General features: G+C 66.9%; 28 protein-coding genes and 1 tRNA gene. 21 read left to right on the top strand and 8 right to left on the bottom strand.

Features of this window, described 5'->3' with window-relative positions:
- Nucleotides 1–89: 89 nt before the first annotated feature.
- The 7 genes from SOM26_RS08745 to eda all read left to right on the top strand — a co-directional run bounded on the left by SOM26_RS08745 (nucleotide 90) and on the right by eda (nucleotide 6,868).
- The gene (locus SOM26_RS08745; protein ID WP_320452314.1) at nucleotides 90–251 is read left to right on the top strand and encodes a hypothetical protein; all 162 of its coding nucleotides are present in this window, start codon (nucleotides 90–92) and stop codon (nucleotides 249–251) included.
- Nucleotides 248–1,174 carry an N-acetyl-gamma-glutamyl-phosphate reductase gene (argC, locus tag SOM26_RS08740; RefSeq protein ID WP_320452313.1) on the top strand — a complete coding sequence of 309 codons (927 nt, stop codon included), beginning with the start codon at nucleotides 248–250 and terminating at the stop codon, nucleotides 1,172–1,174. The genes SOM26_RS08745 and argC overlap by 4 nt, the downstream gene beginning before the upstream one ends.
- Nucleotides 1,175–1,183: 9 nt before the next feature.
- Nucleotides 1,184–2,647: a glucose-6-phosphate dehydrogenase gene (gene zwf, locus SOM26_RS08735; protein ID WP_320452312.1), complete on the top strand. Its 1,464-nt coding sequence runs from the start codon at nucleotides 1,184–1,186 to the stop codon at nucleotides 2,645–2,647.
- Between the two features lie 107 nt (nucleotides 2,648–2,754).
- Nucleotides 2,755–3,465, top strand: a complete 711-nt coding sequence (gene pgl, locus SOM26_RS08730; RefSeq protein WP_320452311.1) for a 6-phosphogluconolactonase — start codon at nucleotides 2,755–2,757, stop codon at nucleotides 3,463–3,465.
- On the top strand, nucleotides 3,462–5,279 hold the full coding sequence (edd, locus tag SOM26_RS08725; RefSeq protein WP_320452310.1) for a phosphogluconate dehydratase: 1,818 nt from the start codon (nucleotides 3,462–3,464) through the stop codon (nucleotides 5,277–5,279). Before pgl ends, edd begins: the two co-directional genes overlap by 4 nt.
- 21 nt (nucleotides 5,280–5,300) lie before the next feature.
- On the top strand, nucleotides 5,301–6,266 hold the full coding sequence (gene glk, locus SOM26_RS08720) for a glucokinase (protein WP_320452377.1): 966 nt from the start codon (nucleotides 5,301–5,303) through the stop codon (nucleotides 6,264–6,266).
- Nucleotides 6,263–6,868 (top strand): bifunctional 4-hydroxy-2-oxoglutarate aldolase/2-dehydro-3-deoxy-phosphogluconate aldolase, encoded by a 606-nt coding sequence (gene eda, locus SOM26_RS08715; protein WP_320452309.1) that lies wholly within the window; start codon nucleotides 6,263–6,265, stop codon nucleotides 6,866–6,868. Before glk ends, eda begins: the two co-directional genes overlap by 4 nt.
- 108 nt (nucleotides 6,869–6,976) lie before the next feature.
- Here the strand turns inward: eda and SOM26_RS08710 are convergent, their stop codons facing one another.
- A complete protein-coding gene (locus tag SOM26_RS08710; protein ID WP_320452308.1) occupies nucleotides 6,977–7,891 on the bottom strand; it encodes a LysR family transcriptional regulator in 915 nt (304 codons plus the stop codon).
- A 95-nt stretch (nucleotides 7,892–7,986) separates the two neighbouring features.
- On the opposite strand from SOM26_RS08710, the gene bla reads away from it, so the two are divergent.
- Nucleotides 7,987–8,850: a subclass B3 metallo-beta-lactamase gene (gene bla, locus SOM26_RS08705; RefSeq protein WP_320452307.1), complete on the top strand. Its 864-nt coding sequence runs from the start codon at nucleotides 7,987–7,989 to the stop codon at nucleotides 8,848–8,850.
- Between the two features lie 188 nt (nucleotides 8,851–9,038).
- On the opposite strand, the gene mltG is transcribed toward bla, so the two are convergent.
- The 6 genes from mltG to fabD form a co-directional block, all read right to left on the bottom strand.
- Nucleotides 9,039–10,007, bottom strand: coding sequence for an endolytic transglycosylase MltG (mltG, locus tag SOM26_RS08700; RefSeq protein ID WP_320452306.1), 969 nt, complete (start codon nucleotides 10,005–10,007; stop codon nucleotides 9,039–9,041).
- A gap of 250 nt (nucleotides 10,008–10,257) precedes the next feature.
- Nucleotides 10,258–11,514 (bottom strand): beta-ketoacyl-ACP synthase II, encoded by a 1,257-nt coding sequence (gene fabF / locus SOM26_RS08695; RefSeq protein ID WP_320452305.1) that lies wholly within the window; start codon nucleotides 11,512–11,514, stop codon nucleotides 10,258–10,260.
- A gap of 122 nt (nucleotides 11,515–11,636) precedes the next feature.
- A complete protein-coding gene (locus SOM26_RS08690; protein WP_007403554.1) occupies nucleotides 11,637–11,873 on the bottom strand; it encodes an acyl carrier protein in 237 nt (78 codons plus the stop codon).
- 131 nt (nucleotides 11,874–12,004) lie between these two features.
- Nucleotides 12,005–12,745, bottom strand: a complete 741-nt coding sequence (gene fabG / locus SOM26_RS08685; protein WP_320452304.1) for a 3-oxoacyl-[acyl-carrier-protein] reductase — start codon at nucleotides 12,743–12,745, stop codon at nucleotides 12,005–12,007.
- 10 nt (nucleotides 12,746–12,755) lie between these two features.
- Nucleotides 12,756–13,187 carry a GxxExxY protein gene (locus SOM26_RS08680; RefSeq protein WP_320452303.1) on the bottom strand — a complete coding sequence of 144 codons (432 nt, stop codon included), beginning with the start codon at nucleotides 13,185–13,187 and terminating at the stop codon, nucleotides 12,756–12,758.
- A 45-nt stretch (nucleotides 13,188–13,232) separates the two neighbouring features.
- Nucleotides 13,233–14,192 (bottom strand): ACP S-malonyltransferase, encoded by a 960-nt coding sequence (fabD, locus tag SOM26_RS08675; RefSeq protein WP_320452302.1) that lies wholly within the window; start codon nucleotides 14,190–14,192, stop codon nucleotides 13,233–13,235.
- A 254-nt stretch (nucleotides 14,193–14,446) separates the two neighbouring features.
- Here fabD and rpsF point away from each other — a divergent pair, with 254 nt between their 5' ends.
- From rpsF to SOM26_RS08650, 5 genes are read left to right on the top strand one after another with little or no spacing between them, the layout of a single operon-like run.
- Nucleotides 14,447–14,857, top strand: coding sequence for a 30S ribosomal protein S6 (rpsF, locus tag SOM26_RS08670; RefSeq protein ID WP_037567458.1), 411 nt, complete (start codon nucleotides 14,447–14,449; stop codon nucleotides 14,855–14,857).
- The gene (rpsR, locus tag SOM26_RS08665; RefSeq protein ID WP_007403456.1) at nucleotides 14,857–15,081 is read left to right on the top strand and encodes a 30S ribosomal protein S18; all 225 of its coding nucleotides are present in this window, start codon (nucleotides 14,857–14,859) and stop codon (nucleotides 15,079–15,081) included. Before rpsF ends, rpsR begins: the two co-directional genes overlap by 1 nt.
- A 12-nt stretch (nucleotides 15,082–15,093) precedes the next feature.
- A complete protein-coding gene (gene rplI / locus SOM26_RS08660; protein WP_320452301.1) occupies nucleotides 15,094–15,687 on the top strand; it encodes a 50S ribosomal protein L9 in 594 nt (197 codons plus the stop codon).
- Nucleotides 15,688–15,733: 46 nt separating this feature from the next.
- Entirely contained in the window at nucleotides 15,734–15,910 is a 177-nt protein-coding gene (locus SOM26_RS08655) for a hypothetical protein (protein ID WP_320452300.1), read from the top strand.
- Nucleotides 15,907–16,176, top strand: a complete 270-nt coding sequence (locus SOM26_RS08650) for a hypothetical protein (protein WP_320452299.1) — start codon at nucleotides 15,907–15,909, stop codon at nucleotides 16,174–16,176. Before SOM26_RS08655 ends, SOM26_RS08650 begins: the two co-directional genes overlap by 4 nt.
- A 400-nt stretch (nucleotides 16,177–16,576) precedes the next feature.
- On the opposite strand, the gene mutL is transcribed toward SOM26_RS08650, so the two are convergent.
- Nucleotides 16,577–18,364, bottom strand: a complete 1,788-nt coding sequence (mutL, locus tag SOM26_RS08645) for a DNA mismatch repair endonuclease MutL (RefSeq protein ID WP_320452298.1) — start codon at nucleotides 18,362–18,364, stop codon at nucleotides 16,577–16,579.
- Nucleotides 18,365–18,498: 134 nt separating this feature from the next.
- Between mutL and SOM26_RS08640 the strand changes: the two genes are divergently transcribed.
- The 8 genes from SOM26_RS08640 (at nucleotide 18,499) to SOM26_RS08605 (ending at nucleotide 25,443) form a co-directional block, all read left to right on the top strand.
- Nucleotides 18,499–19,539: a rod shape-determining protein gene (locus tag SOM26_RS08640; RefSeq protein ID WP_306999903.1), complete on the top strand. Its 1,041-nt coding sequence runs from the start codon at nucleotides 18,499–18,501 to the stop codon at nucleotides 19,537–19,539.
- Nucleotides 19,540–19,563: 24 nt separating this feature from the next.
- Nucleotides 19,564–20,433, top strand: coding sequence for a rod shape-determining protein MreC (locus SOM26_RS08635; RefSeq protein WP_320452297.1), 870 nt, complete (start codon nucleotides 19,564–19,566; stop codon nucleotides 20,431–20,433).
- Nucleotides 20,430–20,954 (top strand): rod shape-determining protein MreD, encoded by a 525-nt coding sequence (gene mreD / locus SOM26_RS08630; RefSeq protein ID WP_320452296.1) that lies wholly within the window; start codon nucleotides 20,430–20,432, stop codon nucleotides 20,952–20,954. The genes SOM26_RS08635 and mreD overlap by 4 nt, the downstream gene beginning before the upstream one ends.
- A 2-nt stretch (nucleotides 20,955–20,956) precedes the next feature.
- Entirely contained in the window at nucleotides 20,957–23,035 is a 2,079-nt protein-coding gene (gene mrdA, locus SOM26_RS08625; protein WP_320452295.1) for a penicillin-binding protein 2, read from the top strand.
- Nucleotides 23,032–24,144: a rod shape-determining protein RodA gene (rodA, locus tag SOM26_RS08620; protein ID WP_320452294.1), complete on the top strand. Its 1,113-nt coding sequence runs from the start codon at nucleotides 23,032–23,034 to the stop codon at nucleotides 24,142–24,144. The genes mrdA and rodA overlap by 4 nt, the downstream gene beginning before the upstream one ends.
- Before the next feature lie 115 nt (nucleotides 24,145–24,259).
- Nucleotides 24,260–24,335: transfer RNA gene (locus SOM26_RS08615), tRNA-Lys, on the top strand.
- Between the two features lie 77 nt (nucleotides 24,336–24,412).
- Nucleotides 24,413–24,775 carry a DUF6481 family protein gene (locus SOM26_RS08610; protein ID WP_320452293.1) on the top strand — a complete coding sequence of 121 codons (363 nt, stop codon included), beginning with the start codon at nucleotides 24,413–24,415 and terminating at the stop codon, nucleotides 24,773–24,775.
- Complete coding sequence (locus SOM26_RS08605; protein WP_320452292.1) at nucleotides 24,772–25,443, top strand: spermidine synthase; 672 nt, start codon at nucleotides 24,772–24,774, stop codon at nucleotides 25,441–25,443. The genes SOM26_RS08610 and SOM26_RS08605 overlap by 4 nt, the downstream gene beginning before the upstream one ends.
- Nucleotides 25,444–25,454 lie beyond the last annotated feature (11 nt).

Here is a 25,454-nt window from a genome sequence, read left to right as displayed (position 1 = left end):
CCGATCTGGCGGACGTTCGACTGGCGGAATACGTATTCGCACCGCATTACGCCGCTCCCCTGCCCTATAGGACCCATGCGCCGGCGACCTTGCGTGAGGGTCGTCCGTCGGGCAGCACGGTCCTGGCCGAGCTGGCGGCTGGCGAGACGTTCGAGGTGCTGGAGCTGGCCGGTGGCCATGCCTGGGGCATCGCGCCGCATCTCGGGCTGGTCGGCTATTGCGATGCCGGGTTGTTGGAGCGGGTGCAGTGACGAAGACGGTATTCATCGATGGCGGTGCAGGCACCACCGGCCTGGAGATCGCGGACCGGTTGGGCGGACGCCCCGATCTGGCGATCCTGACCCTGCCCGATGACCGTCGCAAGGATGCCGAGGCGAGGCGCGAGGCGATCAACGATGCCGATTTCGTCATCCTCTGCCTGCCTGACGACGCCGCGCGCGAAGCCGTTTCGCTGATCGCCAACGACCGGACGCGGGTGGTCGACGCCTCGACCGCACACCGTACCGCCGATGGCTGGATCTATGGCTTTGCCGAGCTGGACCCCGACCAGCAGGATCGTATCGCGACCGCCCGCTTCGTCTCCAATCCCGGCTGCTACCCCACCGGCTTTCTGGCGCTCGTCCGTCCGCTGGTGCGCGCCGGGATCATTCCGGCCGGCTTTCCGCTGACGGTCAATGCCGCCTCTGGCTATTCGGGTGGCGGCAAGGCGATGATCGCCGACTATGAAACGGCGACCGAACGCGCCTTTCGCCCCTATGGCCTCGGCCTGGTGCACAAACATGCGCCGGAGATGCAGCGCCACTCCGGCCTGGACCACGCCCCCATCTTCGCGCCGTCCGTGGCCGACACCTATCGCGGCATGGTCGTCGAGGTGCCGCTGCCCCTCTATGCGCTGCCCGGCGCGCCCTCGCTGGATCGCGTCGCGGATACGCTGGCGCAGGCCTATGCCGACAGCCGCATCGTACGCTTTTCGCCCGATACCGTCGCGGCGGTGAATATCGAGGAAAATGCCGGAACCGACCGGATGACCTTGCGCGTCTGCGGCAATGCGGCCACGGGACAGGCGCGACTGATCGCCACGCTCGACAATCTGGGCAAGGGTGCCGGGGGTGCGGCGGTCCAGAACCTGAATATCATGGCCGGGCTCGATCCGACCGCTGGCCTCGTGCTCTAAGGAGACGTCATGACGCGCAATCCCGTTGGCAAGCTGCTGCTGTTCGGTGCGACCGGCGACCTGTCGCAGCGGATGCTGCTACCCTCGCTGTTCAACCTCCATTCGGACGGGCTGCTGCCCGAGGGGCTGACGATCACCGGCACCGCGCGGTCCGATTATGACGATGCCAGCTTCCGGGATTTCGCGGCGAAGGCGCTCGACACCTTCCTGCCCGATGACCGCAAGGAAGCCGACAAGATCGCCGGCTTCTTAAATCGATTGCAGTACCAGTCGCTCGACGCCTCCTCGACGGACGGTTTCCCCGCGCTGGCGGAGAAGGTCGGCGACGTGTCGAACGGCCTGGCGATCTATCTCTCCACCGCGCCCAGCCTGTTCGAGTCTACCATCAAGGGCCTGGAGTCGGTCGGCCTGGCCGGTGAGACGGTGCGGATCGGCCTGGAAAAGCCGCTCGGCTACGACCTGGCCTCGTCGAAGGAGATCAACGACGCGGTCGCCTTCGGCTTCCCGGAAGAGCGGACCTTCCGCATCGACCATTATCTGGGCAAGGAAACGGTCCAGAACATCCTGGCGCTGCGCTTCGGCAATTTCTTCTTCGAGCCGATCTGGAACGCGCACGGCATCGACAATGTGCAGATCACCATTGCCGAGACGGTCGGGCTGGAGGATCGCGCGGGCTATTACGAGGGTGCGGGTGCGCTGCGCGACATGGTGCAGAACCATATCCTCCAGCTGCTCGCGCTGATCGCGATGGAGCCGCCCGCGCGTTATGACGGCAATTCGATCCGCGACGAAAAGGCCAAGGTCTTCCGTTCGCTGCGCCTGATGACGCCCGAGGAAGTGCCCAACAACACCGTCACCGGCCAATATGCCGACGGTGCGGTCGGCGGCAAGATCGTCGGCTCCTATGCCAATGAACTGGGCAAGCCGTCCAAGACCGAGACCTTCGTCGCGATCAAGGCGCATGTTGACAATTGGCGTTGGCAGGGCGTGCCCTTCTACCTGCGCACCGGCAAGCGCATGGCCGCGCGCCGTTCGGAAATCGCCATCCAGTTCAAGCCGGTGCCGCATTCCATGTTCGCCGGGCGCGGCGGGCTGCTTCAGCCGAACACCTTGGTCATCCGCCTTCAGCCCGAGGAGTATATCCAGCTGCTCGTGATGGCCAAGGAGCCGGGGCTCGACCGCGACGGCATCCGCCTGCGCGAAGTGCCGCTGAACCTGTCGCTCGACGCCGAGTTTGCGGGCACCCGCCGCCGCATCGCCTATGAACGGCTGCTGCTCGACCTGATCGAGGGTGACCAGACGCTGTTCGTTCGCCGCGACGAGGTGGAGGCGCAGTGGGCCTGGATCGATTCGATCCGCGCCGGTTGGGACGCCAACGACGTCAAGCCGAAGACCTATCCGAGCGGCAGCTGGGGCCCCTCCTCCGCCATCGCGCTGACCGAGCGCGACGGGGTTCACTGGCAGGACGACTGACACCCGGCGCACGGCCGATCGCCGTGTGACATCATCGGCAGGGCGTGGGTCCGCTGGCCGCGAGGTGGCGGACCGGCCTTGCCCGGATCATCTAGGACGTGAGTGACATGACTGACGAAATCGAATGGTGGGATTACGAAGACACCACCGAAATGGCGAACGCGCTGGCGGGCGACATCCAGTTCATCATTGAAAGCGCGATCGAAGCGCGCGGCGCGGCGGTGATCGCGCTGTCGGGCGGCAAGACGCCCGTCCCGGTCTATGAAAAGCTGGCCCAAGCCAAGCTCGACTGGAAGCGCGTGACCATCGTCCCCGCAGACGAGCGGATCGTGCCGCTGGGCGATCCGCTGTCCAACGTCACCATGATCGGCAAGATCTTCCTGCCCAAGGGCGCGCGGGTGATGCCGATCGTGCCGCAGGCGACGTCGGACTATAAGGCCGCCGGTCGCTCGGCCGATGCCCTGATGCAGGAGCTTCACTGGCCGCTAGACCTGGTGCTGCTGGGCATGGGTGCCGACGGGCACACCGCCTCGATCTTCCCCGGCCCCGATTATGACGAAGCCCTCAACGGCCCGAAGGAGCGCCGCGCATTGGGCCTGATGCCCGATCCCCTGCCGCCCGAGGCACCGGTCGCCCGCGTGACGCTCAGCCGTGCGGGCATCGTCTCCGCCCGGTCGATCATGTTCGCCATTTCGGGTCCGGCCAAGAAGAAGGTGCTGGAAGACGCGATCAAGGAAGGCGCATCCTCGCCCTATCCGGTCGGCCGCGTCCTGGCCGAGATCGAATTGCCGATCGACATCCACTGGAGCGAGCAATGAGCCTCAACGCCGTCGTCTCGGCCGTCACCGACCGGGTCATCGAACGATCCCGGCCGGGCCGTCAGGCCTATCTCGACCTGATCGCGCACGAGGCCGAGACGGCGGTGCGCCGCCCCAATCTGGGCTGCGCCAACCTCGCCCATGCTTATGCCGGGACGGAGGAAGACCGCGACGCCATGAAGGCGGATCGCGGCATGAATATCGGCATCGTGTCGGCCTATAACGACATGCTGTCGGCCCACGCCGTCTATTATCGCTACCCCGAACTGATGAAGGTCTGGGCGCGTGAAGTGGGCGCCACCGCGCAGGTCGCGGGCGGCGTCCCCGCCATGTGCGACGGCGTGACGCAAGGCTATGCGGGCATGGAGCTGTCGCTGTTCAGCCGCGACACCATCGCGCTGTCGACGGCGGTCGCCCTGTCCCACGGCACCTTCGAGGGGGCCGCGCTGCTCGGCATCTGCGACAAGATCGTGCCGGGCCTGCTGATGGGTGCACTGCGCTTCGGCCACCTGCCGATGATCCTGGTGCCCGGCGGCCCGATGCCCACCGGCCTGCCCAACAAGCAGAAGGCCGCCGTCCGCGAAGCCTTTGCCGAGGGCAAGGCGGGGCGCGACGAACTGCTGGATGCCGAGATCGCGGCCTATCATTCCAAGGGCACCTGCACCTTCTACGGCACCGCCAACACCAACCAGATGATGATGGAGGTGATGGGCCTGCACATGCCGGGCGCCGCCTTCGTCAATCCGGGCACCAAGCTGCGCCAGGAACTCAGTCGCGCCGCCGTCCACCGCCTCGCCGCCATCGGCCAGCGCGGCGAGGATTACCGGCCGCTGGGACGCTGCGTCGATGAAAAGGCGATCGTCAACGCGGCGGTCGGCCTGCTGGCCACCGGCGGCTCCACCAACCACCTGATCCACCTGCCCGCCATCGCGCGGGCGGCGGGGATCATCATCGACTGGGAGGATATGGACCGCCTGTCGGCTGCGGTGCCGCTGATCGCGCGGGTCTATCCGAACGGCTCGGCCGATGTGAACGGGTTCGAGGCGGCGGGCGGTATGCCCTATGTCATCCGCGAACTGTTGTCGGAAGGGCTGCTTCACCGCGACATCCTGACCGTCGCGGGCAAGGACCTGTCCGATTACGGCCAGACGGCGGTGATCGAGGGCGACAAGCTGGCCTGGACCTCGGTCGGCGACAGCGGCGACGAGACGATCCTGCGCCCCGCCGCCGCGCCCTTTTCGGCCGATGGCGGGATGCGCATCCTGTCGGGCAATCTGGGCCGCGCCTGCATCAAGGTGTCGGCGGTCGAGCGCGAGCGCTGGATCGTCGAGGCGCCAGCGCGTGTCTTTTCCGACCAGTCGGAAGTGCAGGCCGCGTTCAAGGCGGGCGAGCTGGAGCGCGACGTCGTTGTCGTGGTCCGCTTCCAGGGGCCCAAGGCGAACGGCATGCCCGAGTTGCACAAGCTGACCCCGCCGCTGGGCGTGCTCCAGAACCGGGGCTTCAAGGTGGCACTGGTCACTGACGGCCGCATGTCGGGTGCCAGTGGCAAGGTGCCGTGCGCCATCCATCTCAGCCCTGAGGCGATCGGTGGCGGGGCGATCGGCCTGATCCGCGATGGCGACATCGTCCGGCTCGATGCGGTCGAGGGTACGCTGAACGCGCTGGTCGATCCGGCCGAATGGGCGTCGCGCCAGCTGGTGGCGACGCCCGCCCCGGCGCAGGGCATGGGCCGCGAGCTGTTCGCGCTTTTCCGCCAGGCCGCCGACGAGGCCGAGAAGGGCGCCTCGCCCATTCTCGCCGCCGCCGGCCTGTAAAATAATAAGGGGGAGGACATGATGGAAATCGTAGCCGTCGATATCGGGGGCACGCATGCGCGCTTCGCCATCGCCGAGGTCGAGAATGGGCGCGTTGTCAAACTGGGCGAGCCGTGCACGCAAAAGACCGCCGAGCACGCTTCGCTCCAGACCGCCTGGCAGGCGTTCGAGGCGCATCTGGGCCGTCCGCTGCCCAAGGCGGCCTCGCTCGCCATCGCCTCGCCGATCACCGGCGACGTGATCCGCATGACCAACAACCCCTGGGTCATCCGCCCCTCGCTGATCCCAGAGCGGCTGGGCGCGGACGTCTACACCGTCATCAACGACTTCGGCGCGGTCGGCCATGCCGTTGCGCAGGTGCCGCCGGAAGACTTCCTCCACATCTGCGGCCCCGAAGAACCGATGCCCGAACAGGGCGTCGTGACCGTCTGCGGCCCCGGCACCGGCCTGGGCGTGGCGCAGGTCCTGCTGACCCCGGAACGCTATCACGTCATCGAGACCGAGGGCGGGCATATGGACTATGCCCCGCTGGACGGGATCGAGGATGCGATCCTGAAGCGGCTGCGTCGCACCTATACCCGCGTATCGTGCGAGCGGATCTGCTCGGGGCCGGGCATCGTCGCCATCTACGAGACGCTTGCCTCGATGGAGGGCCGTGCGGTGCCGAGCCGCGACGACCGCGAAATCTGGACCGAGGCGCTGGACGGCACCGACTCGATCGCGCTGGCCGCGCTCGACCGCTTCTGCCTGGCGCTGGGTGCGGTCGCGGGCGACTTCGCGCTGGCGCAGGGGGCCAAGACCGTCGTCATCGCGGGCGGCCTGGGCTTTCGGATCAAGGACAAGCTATTGCGCTCGGGCTTCGATCAGCGCTTCGTCGCCAAGGGCCGGTTCCAGTCGCTGATGGCGCGTATCCCCGTCAAGCTCATCACCCACCCCCAGCCCGGCCTGTTCGGCGCGGCTGCCGCTTTCGCTCAGGAGCATTCATGACCGACATCGCCACCATCATGCGCACCAGTGCGGTCATCCCCGTGCTGGTCATCGACGACGCCGCCACCGCCCGCCCGCTGGCCGAAGCGCTGGTCGCAGGCGGCCTGAAGGTGCTGGAGGTGACGCTGCGCACCCCCGCCGCGCTGGAGGCGATGGCCGAGATGAAGAAGGTCCCCGGCGCGATCGTCGGCGCGGGCACCGTCGTCAACGAGCAGCAGCTGCGCGACGTGGCCGATGCGGGTGCCGAGTTCATCGTCTCACCGGGCCTGACCGACCGTCTGGGCGCGGCGGTGATCGACAGCGGCATCCCCTATCTGCCCGGTATCGCCAATGCGGGCGACATCATGCGCGGGCTGGACCTGGGCCTGACCCATTTCAAGTTCTTCCCGGCCGAAACGAGCGGCGGGCTGAAGGCGCTGAAGGCGCTGGCCGCGCCCTTCTACCAGGCCCGCTTCTGCCCGACCGGCGGCATCACCGAGGCAAGCGCGCCCGACTGGCTGGCGTTCGACCGCGTGCTGTGCGTCGGCGGCAGCTGGGTGACCGGCGGGTCGATGGCGGATGTCGAGGCCAAGGCCCGCGCGGCGGCGGCCTTGCGGGGCTGATCCCTATCCATCCGTGCTGATGGTGAGGGCCATGCCCCTCCACCATCGCTCTTACACCCCCTCCCCATCGATGATGGGGAGGATTTGGGACGCCCATTCCTCCCCAGGCTATGCTTGGGGAGGAGGACCGCCGCAAAGCAGTGATGGAGGGGCGGTATCGCTCACCGCCCCTGCCAACCACTGTCGAAACGCCTTCATCGCCAGCCCCTCCTTGCGCGACAGCAAGCGCGTCAGCCAGTATCGGCCCGCATCGACCTCGATGGCAAAGGGCTGGACCAGTCGCTCGGTCGTCAGTTCGTGCTCGAACATCACCTTCGGAGCGAGCGCCACCCCCAGCCCCGTCATCGCCACGCCGACCATCAGTGCCGAGCTGTCGAACATCGGCCCTCGCAGCGGCGGCGGCTGGGTGCCGGTAGCGGCGAACCAGCTTTCCCATTCGCTGACCCGGTAAGACCGCAACAGCCGTTCGCGCAGCAGATCGCCCGGTGCACCCAACCGCGCCGCGACCGGAGGCGCACAAAGCGGCGTCAGCGGTGCCGCCATCAACGGCTCGGCATGGGTGCCGTGCCATGCCCCGTCGCCAAAGCGGATCGCGCCGTCCAATCCCTCCCCCGCCAGGTCGACGCGGTTGTTGTTGATCGACACGCGCAAGTCGATGTGCGGATGGGTCGCAGCGAAGTCATCCAGCCGCGCCAGCAGCCAGCCGGTGGCGAACGTGCCCACCACGCCGATATTGACCACATGCTGGAAACGGCCATCGGCAAAGCGGTCGAGCGTCGCCCCGATCCGGTCGAACGTCTCGGCCAGCACCGGCACCAGCGCCTGCCCGTCATCGGTCAGCGCCAGTCCGCGCGGCAGCCGATGGAACAGCCGCGCGCCCAGCCGCTGTTCCAGCCGCGCGACCTGATGGCTGACCGCCCCCTGGCTGACGCACAGCTCGATCGCCGCGCGCGTGAAGTTCAGATGCCGTGCGGCGGCTTCGAACGCGCGCAAGGCGTTGAGGGGCAGTTGGGCTCGGTCCATGGCTTATCATGAATTCCGCTCATGTCTGTGTCGAGGGAAGATGCTTTGTCCCCGATCCCGTTTCTCCGCATCCTGGGTGCAAGGAGACCAAACCCATGCATCGCCATCTGGCCACCCTTACCGCCTGTGCGCTCGCCCTTACCGCCGCCGCCCCGCAGCGAGACGACCCGCTGACCCGCCCGATCGTGACCGATCACGCGAGCGAATGGCTCGCCCCACGGCCACCCGTGCGGGTGTTCGGCGACAGCTATCTGGTCGGTTTCGGCGGGCTGAACGTCGCGCTGATCGACACCGGGGCAGGCCTGATCCTGATCGATGGTGCCCTTCCGCAGGGCGCACACGCGATCCTCGCCAATGTCGCCAGGCTGGGCTTTCGTCCGACCGACATCAAATATATTCTGAGCACCGAGCCGCATTTCGATCATGCGGGCGGGATTGCCGCGCTGGCCCGCGATACCGGCGCAACGGTCGTCGCCAGTCCGCGCGGGGCCGAAGGGCTTCGCACCGGGCGGCTGGCGGCGGACGATCCGCAACGTGGCTATGACAGCCGGTTCCCGCCGGTCCGCTCAGTCCGCGTCATCCGCGACGGCGAGCGGCTGACGCTGGGGCATAGCGTCGTCACGGCGCGCGCCACACCCGGTCATACCATGGGCAGCATGAGCTGGAGCTGGCGCGCCTGCGAGGGCAAGCGCTGCAAGTCGATCGTCTTCGCGTCCAGCCTCAACCCGGTATCGACCGACGACTACCGCTTCTCCGCCCCCGCGCACGCGCCGGTGGTCGCCGCCTTCGCCCGCGGACAAGCGGCGATGCGTGCGCTTCCTTGCGACATCCTCATCACCGCCCATGCCGACCAGGACGGCGCGACCGACCGGTTCCGCACCACTCCCGGCGCCTGCCGGGCCTATGCCGACGCATCACGGCAGGCGCTGGCAAGGCGGCTGTCTGAGGAAGCCCGCTGACCGGTCCTCGCGCCGCCGATTTACTCGGCGGTCAGAATGCCGGGCCAGTCGACATGCGTTTCATGTCCCCCTGTAAGGGGAGGTGGCTGGCCGGAGGGGTGCCCGTCCTGAGCGGATAGCCAAATTCGACACTCCTCCCCTTGCAGGGGAGGAATTTGGGGAGAGTCCCCCCCGAATGTGGATCGACCCTACATCTCCCCGCGCTGGCGGCGGATCGCATACCATTTCTGCACATTGGCATTATGCTCAGGCAGCGTGTCGGCAAACACATGGCCGCCCGATCCGTCCGCGACGAAATACAGCGCCTTGCTGTCCGCCGGGTTCAGCACCGCATCGATCGACGCGCGGCCGGGGTTGGCGATCGGCCCGACCGGCAGGCCGGGGCTGGCATAGGTGTTGTAGCCGTTCTTGGCATGGAGTTCGGACCGCAGAATGCGACGGCCGAGCGGACGCCCCTTGGTGATCGGATAGATCACGGTCGGATCCGCCTGAAGCGGCATGCCGATACGCAGCCGGTTGCCATAGACCGCCGCGACCGTCCGGCGTTCGGAGGGCTTGCCGGTTTCCTTCTCGACGATCGAGGCCAGGATGATGGCTTCCTGCGGGGTCTTCACCGCGATGCCCGGCTTCCGGTCGGCCCAGGCCTGGGCAAGATAGTCCTTCATCGCCTTCTGCATCCGCGCGACGACGGCGGCACGGGTGTCGCCCTTCTGATAGGCATAGCTGTCTGGCAGTACCGAACCCTCGGCAGGGACGGCCACGTCCCCGGTCAGCCCGTCGGCACGCATCAGCGCGTCATGGACGAGCACAGAGGGATAGCCCTCGGGCACCGGCACCAGACGCTGGCGGACCTTGCCCTCCTGGAGCAGGGTCAGGACGTCGGAGGCGCTGGCCTGTTCGGGAATGGCATATTCGCCAGCCTTGATCGCGCCCCCGTCGCCGAAGATCCGGGCATAAAGGCGGAAACGGCTGGCCGAACGGATCGCGCCGGCCTTTTCCAGTGCATTGGCGGCGCGCGCCAAGCTCGCCCCCTCGGGCACCACCACCGCGAGCGGCTTGTCCGCCGGGCCGCTGCCAGCCCAGTCATGCGCGACCCAGGCGAAGACGGCGATGCCGATCAGCCCCAGCAGCAACCCGATACAGCCGACCTTGCGCATATCTCACCCGGATTTGACTAGGGCACAGGCCCAGACATGAAACGACCCCGGCACCGATCCGGGTCCGCTTGCGTGCCAGCCCGATGGCGCGGGCTTGAGCATATTGCAAGCGGACCCGGTGGTGTCCGGAGTCGGAATTTGCGCACTACATTCCCTTCGCACCGGGCGAAGTCGAAGTGCGCGCCCTGAACTCACGCCGCGTCCCGTGGCCTTCGACTTCACTCAGGCCGAACGGGAGTTGGCGTGTCGGTCAGATCGCCTTCATCACTAGCGAGGCATTGGTGCCGCCGAAGCCGAACGAGTTGTTCAGCACCGCCTTCACCTCACGCTTCTTTGCCGTGTGCGGGACCAGGTCGACGCCCTCGGTGCCCTCGTCCGGATTGTCGAGGTTCAGCGTCGGCGGCACGATCTGGTCGCGCAGCGCCAGGATGCAGAAGATGCTCTCCACCGCACCGGCGCCGCCCAGCAGATGGCCGATCGCCGACTTGGTGCTCGACATGGACGCACCCGACAGGTCGTCGCCGAACACGCGCTTAGCCGCGGCCAGCTCGATCGTATCCGCCATGGTCGAGGTGCCATGCGCGTTGATATAGTCGATGTCCGACGGCTCCATGCCCGCCTTGCGCAGCGCCATGCGCATCGCATTCTCGGCACCCTTGCCCTCCGGGTGCGGCGCGGTAACGTGATAGGCATCGCCTGACAGGCCATAGCCGACGACTTCCGCATAGATCTTCGCGCCGCGCGCCTTGGCGTGCTCATATTCCTCGAGCACGACGACGCCCGCGCCCTCGCCCATCACGAACCCGTCGCGACCCTTGTCATAGGGTCGGCTCGCCTCGGTCGGGCGGTCGTTCATGCTCATGTTGAGCGCGCGCGCCTGGGCAAAGCCCGCGACGCCCAGCGGGTTGATCGTGCTTTCCGCACCGCCCGCCAGCATGATGTCGGCATCGTCGTCGCGGATCATCCGCGCGGCATCACCGATCGAATGCGCGCCGGTGGAGCAGGCGGTGACGACCGAATGGTTCGGTCCCATCAGGCCGTACTTGATGCTGACCTGGCCCGAGATCAGGTTGATCAGGCGGCCATGGACGAAGTGCGGGCTGACCCGGCCGGGGCCACGCTCATGCAGGTTGACCGATTCGAGTTCGATGCCCGGCAGGCCGCCGATGCCCGAGCCGATCGACACGCCCGCACGCAGCTTCGTCGCTTCGTCGAGCTCGGTCAGGCCAGCATCTTCCAGCGCCTGTCCGGCGGCGTCGATGCCATAGACGATGAACGGATCGACCTGGCGCTGGACCTTGTGGTCGACGCGCTTGTCGGGGTCGAAGCCATATTCATGGTCCTTGGGCTTCACCTCGCACGCGATGGTGCATTTCTGCCCCGTGGTATCGAACCGCGTGATCGGACCGGCGCCGGACTTGCCAGCGATCAGATTGGCCCAGGCGGTTTCCACGTCCGCGCCCAGAGGCGTGACAAGACCCAGTCCGGTGACGACGACGCGCCGCATATTCCACTCCATTCCACAACGAAAACGGCTCCCCGCCCGCTATGTCGGGGTCGGGGAGCCGCTTGAAACCTGGCCTTGGCGGCCCGTTCGGCCCGCATCACCTGCGGGCCGAGGCCCCGGTATTAGGCCTTGTTCTCGTCGATGTACGTGATCGCGTCCTTGACGGTCGTGATCTTCTCGGCGGCATCGTCCGGGATTTCGACACCGAACTCTTCCTCGAACGCCATGACGAGCTCGACGATGTCGAGGCTGTCGGCACCGAGATCGTCGATGAAGCTCGCGTCCTCGGTCACCTTGTCGGCTTCGACGCCGAGATGCTCGACGACGATCTTCTTCACGCGGTCGGCGGTCTCGCTCATGGTAATCCCTTCTCGTAATTCATCGGGGGTTGGTAATTCCTGAACGCACGTAGAACGCGCATCCATGTCTTGCAAGCCCGTCCAGCGACGGACTTGGTCTGCCATCGGATCATTCGTGCCCTTTTCGGGCCTTAGAGCATCGCCATGCCGCCATTGACGTGCAGCGTCTGGCCGGTGACGTAACCGGCTTCCTTCGACGCCAGATAGACGACGGCGGCGCCGATATCCTCGCCCTTGCCCAGGTCGCCCGCCGGGATCTTGCCCAGCAGCGCGGCCTTCTGCGCCTCGGGCAGGACATCGGTCATCGCCGAGCGCATGAAGCCCGGCGCGACGCAGTTGACGGTGACGTTGCGGCTGGCCAGTTCCTGCGCGACCGCCTTCGACATGCCGACGATACCCGCCTTCGATGCGGCATAGTTTGCCTGGCCCGGATTGCCGGTCGTACCGACGATCGAGGTGATCGAGATGATGCGTCCGAAACGCGCCTTCATCATCGGCTTGGCGGCGGCGCGGATCAGGCGGAAGGTCGCCTCCAGGTTGATGCTGATGACCTGGCCCCACTCGTCGTCCTTCATCCGCATGGTCAGGTTGTCGCGGGTGACGCCCGCATTGTTGACCAGGATGTCGAGCCTGCCGCCCAGCGCCTGAACGGCCTGTGGGACCAGCGCATCGACCGCGGCGGCGTCGGACAGGTTGCACGGCAGCGAGACGTGGTCGCCGCCCAGCTCAGCGCGAAACGCCTCGAGCTTGTCGATATTGGAGCCGGACAGCGCAAGCTTTGCCCCCTGCGCGGCGAGCGCCTTCGCCACCGCCGAGCCGAGGCCACCCGATGCGCCGGTCACGAGGGCGGTCATTCCTGTCAGGTCGAACATTTGAAACTCCCTAGAAATTTTGTTCGCGCAGAGGCGCAGAGGACGTAGAGGACGCAGAGAGGTTATGGTTGTTGACTAGGCGACGTATACCCTCGCGTAGCGTCTCCCCGCCGAAGTTGATCAGCAGTCCCACGGGTTGCCCGGTGAGACGAAGATACGTCAGAAGTTGTTTGGCGTGAACTGGAGCCAGTCGCTCCACCGATTTGATTTCCACCACGAGCCGCTCATCGACCAGAAGGTCAATCTTAAAGGCCCCGTCGATGCGTACGCCTTCAAATTCAATGTCGATGCTGCGCTGACGCGCGACGGAATAGCCCATGGCCGCCAATCTGGCGGCCAGTACAACCTCATAGACGCTTTCGAGAAGGCCGGGGCCAAGCTCGCGGTAGAGCCGCAAAGCCACATCGACCACATCCCCACTAACGAGATCAATGTCCCGCATGGCCCAAATCCCCCTCTGCGTCCTCCGCGCCTCTGCGCGCAAAAATCAGAGCTTGGCGAGAAGCCCCTCAATATCGTCCATCGTCACGACGCTCACCGCATCACTGTCGGGCGCGATGCGCTTGACCATGGGGCCGAGCACCTTGCCGCCGAACTCGACGAAGTTCGACACGCCCGCGTCCTGCATCGCCAGCACCGATTCGCGCCAGCGGACCATGCCGGTGACCTGCGCCACCAGCAGCGCGCGGATGGCGTCGGGATCGGCGACGGCCGCCGCCTCGACATTGGCGTAGACCGGCACCAGCGGCGCACGGATCGTCGCGTCGGCCAGCGCGGCCTCCATCGCGTCGGCGGCCGGCTGCATCAGCGGGCAGTGAAAGGGTGCCGACACCGGCAACAGGACCGCGCGCTTGGCGCCCAGGTCCTTGGCCAGCGCCACCGCCTTCTCGATCGCCGCACGGTGGCCCGAGATCACGACCTGCGACGGGTCATTATCGTTGGCGACCGTGCAGACCAATGCCTCGCCGCTCTCGGCCCGGATCGCATCGACCGCCGCGCTTGCGATGGCCTTGGCCTTTTCTAGGTCCGCACCGAGCAGCGCGGCCATCGCGCCCTGCCCCACCGGCACCGCCGCCTGCATCGCCCGGCCGCGCAGCTTCAACAGGCGCGCCGTCGTCGGCAGGTCGATCGCGTCGGCCGCACAGAGCGCCGTATATTCGCCCAGCGAGTGGCCCGCGACGAAGTCTGCCTTCTCCGACAGGCGCACGCCGCCTTCCTTCTCCAGCACGCGCAGGGTCGCGATGGCGTTCGCCATGATCGCGGGCTGCGCATTTTCGGTCAGCGTCAGCTCGTCGGCGGGGCCGTCGACCATCAGGCGATAGAGGTGCTGGCCCAGCGCCTCGTCGACCTCTTGGAACACCTCGCGGGCGACCGGGCTCGCCTCGGCTAGAGCCTTGCCCATGCCGACGGCCTGGCTGCCCTGGCCCGGAAAGATGAATGCACGCATGTCGGTTCTGCCATCAAACAGTAATTGGATGGCCAGCGCGGTAGAAAGGTCGCCCGCCGCTGGCAAGGGGAGCACCTTCCTCGCTTGCCTTTTGACGGCAATCCGCTATGAGCCGGCGCACCATTGGGCGGGAAGCACCTGCTTCACCCGCCCTCATGCCATTTTGGCGTGACGGTATTGAAGTATGGAAGACAGCCGGAGGGGCGCACCACATGGGGTGGGCGTCAGCGATCGGCCAACATAAGGTAAGCTGCATGGCTCTTTACGAGCACGTGTTCCTTGCGCGCCAGGATCTGGCACAGGCGCAGGTGGACGCGCTGGCGGAAGCCGCCACGAAGATCGTCGAGGACAATCAGGGCAAGGTCGTGAAGACCGAGACCTGGGGCCTGCGTTCGCTGGCGTACAAGATCGCCAAGAACCGCAAGGCGCATTACGTCATGCTCGAAATCGACGCCCCCGCGGGTGTCGTCGCCGAGCTGGAGCGCCAGACCCAGATCAACGAAGACGTGATCCGCTACATGACCGTCAAGGTTGACGGCCATGAAGAAGGTCCCTCGGTGATGATGCGCAAGCAGGAGCGCGACCGCGAGCGTCGTGCCGATCGTGGCGAACGCCCCGACCGCGCTGACCGCCCCCGTCGTGATCGTGAAGAGGAAGCCGCATAATGGCCCGCCCGTTTTTCCGTCGCCGCAAGAGCTGCCCCTTCTCCGCGAAGGACGCACCCCGGATCGACTATAAGGACGTCCGTCTGCTTCAGGGCTTCGTGTCCGAGCGCGGCAAGATCGTGCCTTCGCGCATCACCAGCGTGTCGGCCAAGAAGCAGCGCGAACTCGCCCAGGCGATCAAGCGCGCGCGTCATCTGGGCCTCCTGCCCTACGTCGTGAAGTAAGGGGTCTTACAGATGAACGTTATTCTGCTTGAGCGCGTCGAGAAGCTCGGTGCCATCGGCGACGTGGTTTCGGTGAAGGACGGCTATGCCCGTAACTTCCTGCTGCCGCGCAAGAAGGCGCTGCGCGCCAACGAAGCCAACAAGAAGGTGTTCGAGGCCAACCGCGCCCGCATCGAAGCCGAGAACGCGAACCGTCGCGCCGAGGCCGAGGTCGAATCGAAGACTTTCGAGAACGCCACCGTCACCCTGATCCGTCAGGCGTCGAACGTCGGCCAGCTGTACGGCTCGGTCGCGGTTCGCGATCTGGTCGATGCGCTGGTCGCCGATGGCCACAAGGTCAACAAGAGCCAGATCGTGCTCGACCGTCCGATCAAGGCGATCGGCCTGTACGACGTGCGCGTCGCGCTTCACCCGGAAGTGGCCGTGACCGTCAAGGTCAACGTCGCCCGCTCGCCGGAAGAAGCCGAAATGCAGGCGAAGGGCGTCGACGTCATGGCCTCGATGTTCGAGCGTGACGAAGCCGGCTTCACCGAGGATTACGATCCCAACGCAGAGCCCGGCGCCACCGCCGAAGCTCAGCCGGAGCAGGAAGAAGCGCAGGGCTAATCCGCAGCGCTTCGGCCTACTACCGAAACAGAAAGGGCCGTCCGGCATGTCCGGGCGGCCCTTTTTTTGCGCCTTGAGAGACGGCAACCGAAAGCACCCGTGGCGGGTGCGCTTAGCTCATGGACAGGCGACGCAGGCGCTGACGACCGCCGCCAGCGGGATCAATGCGAAAATCAGCGGCATGATGTGTTTCATGGTCGAACTGCCCCAGCCTATCCAATGACCGTTAAATACACTGCCGAGTGCAAAAGTTTCGTTACGATGAACGCGGCGACGCAATATTTTTCAGTTCATCGCTCTATGGGCTCGGTTCACCGGCGCTCCAAGGGGTGGTTTATCCTGAATCAGGTCGATTCCGCAGCAGAACGGCAAACCGGAAATGCTCAGCGCACCACATCACAGGCGACGGCATCGAAGATAAAGCCCGCCCGCCTGCGCATCATGTGGGGTGCATGTGTCCGCCACCACCGCGCCGCATCTGGGTTGTGATGCTCCAGCCGTTCGATAGCGCCTCGCGCCCGAACGACGAACCCATCCACCCGAAGGCTGTTGCCTGTGATCACCGCCCATAGCTGCGGCAGGTAGCGCGCAGGCCCCGACAGAACGCCGATGCCTCGCCATCCGCGACGCTCTTGCACGAGCAGAGGCAGCGCCATCCCGATCCAGGCGCTCGGCCCCATTCAGGTGTTTTGCCGCTCGGCCGTCGAACGATGATGCTATGCCTGGGATGATCGTGCCAGCGTGCTCAATCAATGCCAAGTCGCGACGACAACCGCTTCCCGCACGATATCAAGCGCGGCAGAAAACCGCTCGTCTCGTCGCTTGTGGTCCCCCATGAGAATATGCACAAAATTGGGTAGCGAAGGACATAGACAGTCCGCCACCATGGTCACTTCCGCCCGAACAGTTTCTCGATATCGCCATGCTGCAACTTCACCCAGGTCGGGCGGCCATGGTTGCACTGGCCCGAGTGAGGCGTAACCTCCATTTCGCGGAGCAGCGCGTTCATCTCGGCGACCGACAGGATACGGCCTGCGCGGACCGAGCCGTGACACGCCATCGTCGCCGCCACATGATCCAGCCGTTCGCGCAGGGACAGCGCCTGGTCGAACGCCGCCAGTTCGTCGGCCAGGTCGGCGACCAGCCCCCTCGGATCGCTCTGCCCCAACAAAGCGGGGGTGGAGCGGACCAGCATGGCGGTCGGGCCGAAGCGTTCGAGGTCGAGCCCGAACTCCGCCAGTTCCTCCGCCCGCGCCTCCAACCGGTCGCAGGCGGGTTCGTCCAGTTCGACAACTTCGGGAATCAGCATCGCCTGTGACGCGATCCGCCCGCCGGTCAGCGCGGCGCGCATCCGCTCCAGAACCAGCCGCTCATGCGCCGCGTGCTGGTCGACCAGGACCAGGCCGTCCTCGGCCTCGGCGACGATATAGGTCTTGGCGACTTGACCGCGCGCGACCCCCATCGGATATTGCCGGACCTCGGGCGGGGGCGCGAAGGCGGTTTCTGCGCGGGCGAGCGGCGGCGGGGCGGCAAAGCCGGGACGCGGCGCGAACAGCGACTGGCGCTCCATCACCCGCGCCTCGGGCGCAGCGGGGGTCCAGTCGTCGGCGGGTGGAGCCGAGCCCAGGGGTGCCGCGACGCTTTCGCTCTGCCACATCGCCAGCGCGGAGTCCGGCGGACGCTGTACGCTGCGATGGCCCGCCTCGTCGAGCGCGCGGCGCAGGCCGGAGACGATCATGCCGCGGATCAGCGCGGGGTCGCGGAAGCGCACCTCCGTCTTGGCCGGGTGGACGTTCACATCGACTTCCGATGGCGGCATGTCGAGGAACAGCGCCACGACCGCATGACGATCACGCGGCAGCATCTCGGCATAAGCGCCGCGGATCGCCCCCATCAACAGGCGGTCGCGCACCGGCCGCCCGTTGACAAACAGATATTGATGGTCGGCAATGCCCCGGTTGAAGGTCGGCAGCCCCGCCACGCCGCCCAGCGACACCGTGTCGCGCACCCAGTCGATCGCCACCGAATTGTCCGCCAGCGCCCGGTCGGTCAGCCCCGCGACTCGGCCCGGTCGCTCCTCGCCGCCCTGCACCGTCAGCACCCGACGCCCGTCATGCTCCAGGGTGAAAGCGATGTCGGGTCGCGCCATGGCCAGGCGGCGCACCATGTCCAGGCAGGCCGCATATTCCGACCGGGGCGAGCGCAAAAATTTCCGCCGCGCGGGCACCCGCGCGAACAGGTCCTCGACCATGATCCGGGTGCCCGGCGGCACGGCGGCGGGACCGTCGCGCAGCACCTCGCCATTGTCGACCACCCGGCTCCAGCCGTCGCGTCCCGCCGGGCGGCTTTCGATCGTGACCCGCGCGACGCTGGCGATCGAGGGGAGAGCTTCGCCGCGAAAACCGAGGGTTACGACCGATTCGATCGCCTCGTCCGGCAGTTTGGAGGTGCAGTGCCGCTCCAGCGCCAGCGCCATGTCGTCGGCCGTCATGCCGCAGCCGTCATCGGCCACCTCGATCCGGCCGATACCGCCCTGCCCGATCGTCACCGCGATCCGGGTGGCCCCGGCGTCGATCGAATTCTCGACCAGTTCCTTCAACGCACTGGCGGGCCTTTCCACCACTTCACCGGCCGCGATACGATTGACGAGATGGGGAGGCAGACGCCGTATTGACATGCGGCAAACCCTAGCCCAAGCGACGGCATCCCGCGACCCCGCAAATGACGGTGCAGGTGCCTGTGACGGCTCTTGGCGGCGGTTCGGGATATGAGTCCACGCCCACCCGGTCCATAGACGGAACGAAAGCTTCGATGCCCCTCCCCCGCTTCTTGAAATTCATGTCGCAAGACATGGCGATCGACCTCGGCACCGCGAACACCGTGGTCTATGTCCGCGGACGCGGCATCGTGCTGAACGAACCGTCCGTCGTCGCGGTCGAGACGATCAACGGCATCAAGCGGGTGAAGGCGGTCGGTGACGACGCCAAGCTGATGATGGGCAAGACCCCCGGCAATATCGAGGCGATCCGCCCGCTTCGCGACGGCGTGATCGCGGACATCGACGTGGCCGAGCAGATGATCAAGCACTTCATCCTGAAGGTGCACGGCCCCCGCAAGTTCGCACGCTGGCCCGAGATCGTGATCTGCGTGCCGTCGGGTTCGACCAAGGTCGAGCGCCGCGCGATCCGCGACGCCGCCTCGAACGCGGGCGCGAGCCAGGTCTTCCTGATCGAGGAGCCGATGGCCGCCGCGATCGGCGCCGACATGCCCGTGACCGAACCGATCGGCTCGATGGTCGTCGATATCGGCGGCGGCACGACCGAAGTCGCGGTGCTGAGCTTGCGTGGCCTGGCCTACACCACTTCGGTGCGTGTCGGCGGCGACAAGATGGACGAGTCCATCGTCTCCTATGTTCGCCGCAACCATAACCTGCTGATCGGCGAAGCCACCGCCGAGCGGATCAAGCAGGAAGTCGGCATTGCGCGTCCCCCCGCGGACGGCATCGGCGTGACCATCCAGATCAAGGGCCGCGACCTCGTCAACGGGGTGCCCAAGGAAATCTCGATCAACCAGGGCCAGATCGCCGAGGCGCTGTCGGAGCCGGTCGCGACCATCGTCGAGGGCGTTCGTGTCGCCCTGGAAAACACTGCGCCCGAACTGGCCGCCGACATCGTTGACCAGGGCATCGTCCTGACTGGCGGCGGCGCGCTGCTCGAAGGGCTGGACGAGGTGCTGCGCGACGAAACCGGCCTGCCGGTAACGGTCGCGGAGGACCCGCTGACCTGCGTCGCCCTGGGCACCGGCCGCGCGCTGGAAGACCCGATGTATCGCGGCGTCCTGCTGAACGGCTAACCTCCAGCATAAGGGGACCGGCGCATGGCGCCCGCCCGCGACCGTCGCACCGGTTTTTCGCGACGGCGGCAATATGGAGCTTTCCTGACCTATGTGCTCGCGGTGGCGGGTGCGGTGGTGGGTGCGGTGCTGCTCGTGGCATCGACCTTCAACCCGCCCGCCTTCGGCACATTGCGCATGACGCTGGGCAGCGTGACCGCCCCGATCTCCGGCGCCCTGGTGGCGATCGGCGATGCGGTCAGCGGCGTGCCCGATACGATCGGCCATTATTTCTTCGTCCATTCCGAGAATGAACGGCTGCGCGCCGAGCTGGCCCAGTCGCGCAAGGTCCTGCTGACCGCGCGGACCATCGCCTATGACAACCGGCGCCTGCGTCGTCTGCTGGCGGTGCGCGATCGTACGCCCGATACGGTGACGACGGCCCGGCTGGTCAGTTCGACCGGATCGAGCGGGCGTCGCTTCGCGCTGCTGAACGCTGGCCGCTGGCAGGACGTGACCCCCGGCATGGCGGTGCGCGGGCCCGAAGGGCTGATCGGCCGCGTGACCGAGGCGGGCCCTGCGGCGGCGCGCGTCCTGCTGCTGACCGATCCCGAGAGCATCGTGCCCGTCCGCCGCACCCGCGACGGCCTGCCCGCGATCGTCGTCGGGCGCGGCGACGGGACCCTCGACGTCCGGTCGGTCACCACCAATGTGCGACTGGCCAAGGGCGACCTGTTCGTCACCTCGGGCACCGGCGGGCTCTATGCGCCCAACATCCCCGTCGCGCGTATCAAGAGCGACGGCGGCGACGTGGCGATCGCCCTGCCCTTCGTTCACCCCGACACGCTGGATTTCGCCATCGTTCAGCGGGCCTTCATGCCGATGCCGCCATCTGCGCCGGCACCCCGGCCGTGACCCTCGACACCATCAACCCCTTCGACCCCGGACTGCCTCCCGCACGCGCCCGCGCGCTGCCATGGCTGACCGTGATGGCCGGATCGCTCTGCGCCATCGTGCCCGTCGTGGCGATCGTGCCGTTGCAGCCGCCCATGGGTCTGTTGATGCTGCTCGCCTGGCGACTGGTCGCGCGCTTCGCGCTTCGGCTATGGGCCGCCGCGCCACTGGGGTTGTTCGACGATCTGGTGTCGGGACAACCGCTCGGCTCTGCGGTGCTGCTCTGGTCGGTCACATCGCTCGCCATCGACCTGTTCGAGCATCGGCTGGTCTTTCGCGACTTCTGGCAGGACTGGCTGATCGCCAGCGGCTCCATCGCCTTCTGCCTGATCGCGGGGCGGTTCCTGGCCGTGCCCGTCGGTGCACAGGTCGACGTGCCCTTGGTGATCCAGATCGGAATCACCATCCTGCTGTTTCCGGTCGCCACCCGACTGGTGGCCTGGATTGATCGCAAACGCGGCCGGAATGAGGTAGGGGCCTGAGCATGGAACGCCAGGGGCGGATCATGACCGAGGCCGCACAGGCCTATAGCTTTTCCCGGCGTGCCTTCGTGCTGGGCACCGCGCAGGCGGGCGTCGGCCTGTTGCTGGCGGGGCGGATGGCGTGGCTGTCGATCGCGCAGAACGAGAAGTATAATCTTCTCTCCGAGAGCAATCGCGTCAACACGACGATGATCCCGCCGCGTCGCGGCTGGCTGATCGACCGGCACGGTATTCCGATCGCCAACAACCGCACCGACTTCCGCGTCGACATTATCCCCGACCGGCTGGACGAGAATGACCGCGACCGCGTCCTGGCCCTGCTGCGCCAGATCCTGAAGCTGGATGACGAGGCGATGGAGCGCATCCGCCTCGACCTCGACCGTGCCGCCGGGTTCCAGCCGGTGCAGGTGGCAGAGCGGCTGGACTGGGAACGCTTCGCGGCGGTCAGCGTCCGCCTGCCCGAGCTGCCCGGCGTTCAGCCGACGCGCGGCTTTGCCCGTTTCTACCCCGCCGGGCCCGCGGTCGCGCACCTGACCGGCTATGTCGGCACGCCGACCGCCGAACAGTTCAAGGCGACGCACGACCAGTTGCTCGTCACCCCGGGCTTCAAGCTGGGCAAGGACGGGCTGGAAAAGATGCTCGAGCCGTACTTGCGCGGCAAACCCGGCGCGAAGCGGGTCGAGGTGACGGCGCGTGGCAAGGTGGTGGCCGAACTCGCCACCCGCCCCGACGTACCCGGCCGGAATATCCGCCTGACCATCGATGCCGGGCTTCAGGAATATGCCGCGCGGCGGCTGGGCACCAATTCGGGCTCGGCGGTCGTGCTCGACTGTCGTACCGGCGAGACGCTGGCGATGGTGTCGATGCCCGCTTACGATCCGAACAGCTTTTCGGACGGGATCAGCCATCTGGAATGGGCGATGCTGTCGGACAACGACCATGTGCCCCTGATGAACAAGGTGACGCAGGGGCTGTATCCGCCGGGCTCGACCGTCAAGCCGATGAACGGCCTGGCGCTGCTGGAGGCCGGGGTCGGCGCGAACGACCGCGTGGTCTGCACCGGGGCGATGCGGGTCGGCACCGGTGTCTTCCACTGCCACAAGCGCGGTGGCCACGGCGCGCTGAACCTGAAGGGCGCGATCGAGCAGAGCTGCGACATTTATTTCTACGAGATGATCCGTCGCATGGGCTATGACCGGATCGCGCCGATCGCGCGGATGGTCGGGCTGGGCCAGAAATTTGACCTGCCGCTCAGCACGCAGCGTTACGGCACCGTGCCCGATGCGGCGTGGAAGCTGAAGAAATACAAGACGAAATGGACCGTGGCGGACGGACTGAACGCCTCGATCGGCCAGGGTTACGTGTTGGCCAATCCGCTCCAGCTCGCGGTGATGGCGGCGCGACTGGCCTCGGGGCGGCATCTCCAGCCCAGCCTGCTGGCGCATCAGGTCCATCTCGACGCCCCCGCCCTGCCGGTCGCCTCCGAGCATCTGGCGGTGGTGCGCGACGCGATGTTCGGCGTGGTCAACCAGGGCGGCACCGGCGGCGCGGCGCGGATGCTCGTCCCCGGCGTCAGCCTGGCGGCCAAGACCGGCACCGCACAGGTTCGCCGCATCACCATGGCCGAGCGGCGCAGCACCGGCGTGCTCAAGAACGGACAGTTGCCCTTCAAGCTGCGCGACCACGCGCTGTTCGTGGGCTTCGCGCCCGCCGACAATCCGCGTTATGCCATCTCCGTCGTCCTCGAACATAACGGCCATACCGTGCGCAATCTCGACGCGCCGCTGATCGGGCGCGACATCATGACCTATCTGTTCGACCGCGACCGCGCGCTGGCGTCGCTGGCGGAAGGGGAACCGACCTGGGGCGGCGACATCGCCACCCGGATGCGCGCCGACGAGGCCGCCTATCGCGCCGCCCATTCGCCCAAGCCCGCCTCCGCCGCGACGAAGACCGATGCCGGCGAGGTGACGGACTCGCCCGCCGTATCGGCCGCGACCAACATGTCGGACGCCCAGGCCGAGGCCATGGCTACCCGCGAGACCGATCCGGGCGAAGACACGAGCGATCCCAATCCATGAGCGGCCCCCGCATCATTCCCGAACCCATCGCCCAGCTTCCCTGGCGCGTGATCCTGCTGGTCACCGCGATCGGTTGTTTCGGGCTGGTCGTCCTCTATTCCGCCGCCGGTGGCTCGCTGACCCCCTGGGCCAAACCGCAGGGGGTGCGTTTCTTCGTCCTGCTGGCGGGCTCGCTGGTGCTGTCGCGCCTGCCGCTCGACATGTGGCGACGGATCGCCATGCCGGGCTATCTGATCCTCGTCGTCCTGCTGGTGCTGGTCGAGCTGCTCGGTGCCGTACGTGGGGGCAGCCAGCGATGGCTGGACGTTGGCTTCATCCGGCTCCAGCCGTCCGAGCTGATGAAGCTGTTCATCGTGCTGGGCGCCGCCCGCTTCTACGAATTGATGCCGCCGGGTGAGACGCGGCGGTTTTCAGGGATCTGGCCGGTCGCCGCGATGATCGCGGTGCCCGCCGCGCTTGTCATGAAGCAGCCCGATCTCGGCACCGCGCTGATGATCTGCGCGGGCGGCGCGACTGTCATGTTCCTGGCCGGAGTGCCGCTGCGGCTGTTCATCGGCGGCGCGATGGCGATGGCGGTCGCGGCCCCGTTGGCGGTGAATTTCCTGCTGCACGACTATCAGCGGAATCGCGTCCTGATCTTCATGGACCCGGAAAGCGATCCGCTGGGCACCGGCTATCATATCAGCCAGTCCAAGATCGCGATCGGATCCGGCGGCATATTCGGCAAGGGTTTCCTGAACGGCACCCAGAGCCATCTCGACTATCTGCCAGAGGGTCATACCGACTTCGTCTTCGCCACCATGGCCGAGGAATGGGGACTGGTCGGCGGATGCCTGCTGATCCTGGCCTTCCTGCTGGTCATCCGCTGGGGGCTGAACGTCGCGCAGGCCGCGCCGACGCGGTTTGCCCGGCTGACGGCGGCCGGGCTGTCGACCACCATCTTCATCTACGTCATGGTCAACCTGATGATGGTCATGGGCCTGGCGCCCGTCGTCGGCATCCCCCTGCCGCTGGTCAGCTATGGCGGGTCGTCGCAGATGACGGTGCTGCTGTGCCTGGGCATCTTGATGGCGATCGACCGGGAAAATCGCCGCTCGACCCGCTGGTGAGACCAAAAATCGCGGGAAAACGCCAAAAAGCATTTGCAAAGTGCGACAGCGGTGCTAAAGGCGCGCCTCCCGATCACGAGGCGGGCCGCCGGACGGCCTGACGAGCGTGACGAACGGACGCATAGCTCAGTTGGTAGAGCAGCTGACTCTTAATCAGCGGGTCCTTGGTTCGAGCCCAAGTGCGTCCACCAGTTTCTCCAACGGCCCTGCAGCGATGCGGGGCCGTTGTGCATTGGGCCTGTCTGGCCCTCCAGCGGGATGAAGATTGATGGCAGGATATAAGGTTCCCGGTTTCGCAGATCGTGCGGCAGCGTCGCGTGACGCCAAGGCGGCGGCGCTCGAGAAGCTGCGCAACAAGGCGGCCCCCGACCCCGAGGTCGTGGCCGCACGCATCGCCGCGCGCGAAGCCAAGGAGGCCGCTGAGGCCGAGCGCCGCGCTGCGCACAAGGCCGCGATCGAGCAGGAAAAGGCCGCCCGCGAGGAAGCCCGCGCCGCAGCCCAGGCCGAGGCGGACGCCGCGGCCGAGGCCGCTGCCGCCGCTGCGCGCCCGCCGGTGGTGCCGACCGCCGCCGAGCTGAAGGCCGCCCGCGACGCCCGCTACGCCGCTCGCAAGGCGCGCCAGGGCAAATGACCCCGCGCGAGCTGCTGGGCGTTGCCGACGTGCCCGGTGGCGAGCCCCTGCGGCTGTTCCGCCGGGGCCGGGACTTCATGATCGTGCTCGACCGCAACGAGCTGATGAGCACGCGGATGAGCGGCTCGGAAGTGGCGCTCGGCACGATGACCTGCGACCGGCTGGGGGGGCGATCCGCTCCCAATCTGCTGATCGGCGGCTATGGCATGGGTTTCACGCTGCGTGCGGTGCTGGCGCGTCTGGGCCGAGAGGCGCGGGTGACGGTGGCCGAGCTGGTCCCCGGCATCATCGAATGGGCGCGCGGGCCGATGGCCGAACTGACCGCCGGGTGTCTCGACGACCCCCGTGTGACCCTGGCCATGGGCGATGTCGGCAATGCGATCTATGCGGGACGCGGGCAATATGACGCGATCCTGCTCGATGTCGACAACGGCCCTGACGGGCTGACCCGCCCGGCTAATAACGGGCTGTATTCGAACCGTGGCCTAGACGAGGCGCGCGTCGCGCTGCGCGCCGGCGGTGTGCTGGCCATCTGGTCGGCCGCGCCCGATCCCGTCTTTACCCGGCGGCTGTCGCGGGCGGGCTTCGTGGTCGACGAAGTGAAGGTCCGCGCGCGTGAAAACGGCAAGGGAGCGACGCACACCATCTGGTTCGCAACGCCGCGCTGAAAAACCATTCC

The organism is Sphingomonas sp. CFBP8993 (genome assembly GCF_034044895.1).
Classification (GTDB): Bacteria; Pseudomonadota; Alphaproteobacteria; order Sphingomonadales; family Sphingomonadaceae; genus Sphingomonas.
Note: the sequence above shows the minus strand (reverse complement) of the source record. Positions and strands in the feature narration are given on the sequence as shown.

What these genes read in the sequence shown, in the direction of transcription:
- zwf (WP_320452312.1), top strand. Translation starts at nt 1,184, where the DNA reads ATGACGCGCAATCCCGTTGGCAAGCTGCTGCTGTTCGGTGCGACCGGC.
- pgl (WP_320452311.1), top strand. Translation starts at nt 2,755, where the DNA reads ATGACTGACGAAATCGAATGGTGGGATTACGAAGACACCACCGAAATG.
- edd (WP_320452310.1), top strand. Translation starts at nt 3,462, where the DNA reads ATGAGCCTCAACGCCGTCGTCTCGGCCGTCACCGACCGGGTCATCGAA.
- glk (WP_320452377.1), top strand. Translation starts at nt 5,301, where the DNA reads ATGGAAATCGTAGCCGTCGATATCGGGGGCACGCATGCGCGCTTCGCC.
- eda (WP_320452309.1), top strand. Translation starts at nt 6,263, where the DNA reads ATGACCGACATCGCCACCATCATGCGCACCAGTGCGGTCATCCCCGTG.
- SOM26_RS08710 (WP_320452308.1), bottom strand. Translation starts at nt 7,891, where the DNA reads ATGGACCGAGCCCAACTGCCCCTCAACGCCTTGCGCGCGTTCGAAGCC.
- bla (WP_320452307.1), top strand. Translation starts at nt 7,987, where the DNA reads ATGCATCGCCATCTGGCCACCCTTACCGCCTGTGCGCTCGCCCTTACC.
- mltG (WP_320452306.1), bottom strand. Translation starts at nt 10,007, where the DNA reads ATGCGCAAGGTCGGCTGTATCGGGTTGCTGCTGGGGCTGATCGGCATC.
- fabF (WP_320452305.1), bottom strand. Translation starts at nt 11,514, where the DNA reads ATGCGGCGCGTCGTCGTCACCGGACTGGGTCTTGTCACGCCTCTGGGC.
- SOM26_RS08690 (WP_007403554.1), bottom strand. Translation starts at nt 11,873, where the DNA reads ATGAGCGAGACCGCCGACCGCGTGAAGAAGATCGTCGTCGAGCATCTC.
- fabG (WP_320452304.1), bottom strand. Translation starts at nt 12,745, where the DNA reads ATGTTCGACCTGACAGGAATGACCGCCCTCGTGACCGGCGCATCGGGT.
- SOM26_RS08680 (WP_320452303.1), bottom strand. Translation starts at nt 13,187, where the DNA reads ATGCGGGACATTGATCTCGTTAGTGGGGATGTGGTCGATGTGGCTTTG.
- fabD (WP_320452302.1), bottom strand. Translation starts at nt 14,192, where the DNA reads ATGCGTGCATTCATCTTTCCGGGCCAGGGCAGCCAGGCCGTCGGCATG.
- rpsF (WP_037567458.1), top strand. Translation starts at nt 14,447, where the DNA reads ATGGCTCTTTACGAGCACGTGTTCCTTGCGCGCCAGGATCTGGCACAG.
- rpsR (WP_007403456.1), top strand. Translation starts at nt 14,857, where the DNA reads ATGGCCCGCCCGTTTTTCCGTCGCCGCAAGAGCTGCCCCTTCTCCGCG.
- rplI (WP_320452301.1), top strand. Translation starts at nt 15,094, where the DNA reads ATGAACGTTATTCTGCTTGAGCGCGTCGAGAAGCTCGGTGCCATCGGC.
- SOM26_RS08655 (WP_320452300.1), top strand. Translation starts at nt 15,734, where the DNA reads ATGTCCGGGCGGCCCTTTTTTTGCGCCTTGAGAGACGGCAACCGAAAG.
- SOM26_RS08650 (WP_320452299.1), top strand. Translation starts at nt 15,907, where the DNA reads ATGACCGTTAAATACACTGCCGAGTGCAAAAGTTTCGTTACGATGAAC.
- mutL (WP_320452298.1), bottom strand. Translation starts at nt 18,364, where the DNA reads ATGTCAATACGGCGTCTGCCTCCCCATCTCGTCAATCGTATCGCGGCC.
- SOM26_RS08640 (WP_306999903.1), top strand. Translation starts at nt 18,499, where the DNA reads ATGCCCCTCCCCCGCTTCTTGAAATTCATGTCGCAAGACATGGCGATC.
- SOM26_RS08635 (WP_320452297.1), top strand. Translation starts at nt 19,564, where the DNA reads ATGGCGCCCGCCCGCGACCGTCGCACCGGTTTTTCGCGACGGCGGCAA.
- mrdA (WP_320452295.1), top strand. Translation starts at nt 20,957, where the DNA reads ATGGAACGCCAGGGGCGGATCATGACCGAGGCCGCACAGGCCTATAGC.
- rodA (WP_320452294.1), top strand. Translation starts at nt 23,032, where the DNA reads ATGAGCGGCCCCCGCATCATTCCCGAACCCATCGCCCAGCTTCCCTGG.
- SOM26_RS08610 (WP_320452293.1), top strand. Translation starts at nt 24,413, where the DNA reads ATGGCAGGATATAAGGTTCCCGGTTTCGCAGATCGTGCGGCAGCGTCG.
- SOM26_RS08605 (WP_320452292.1), top strand. Translation starts at nt 24,772, where the DNA reads ATGACCCCGCGCGAGCTGCTGGGCGTTGCCGACGTGCCCGGTGGCGAG.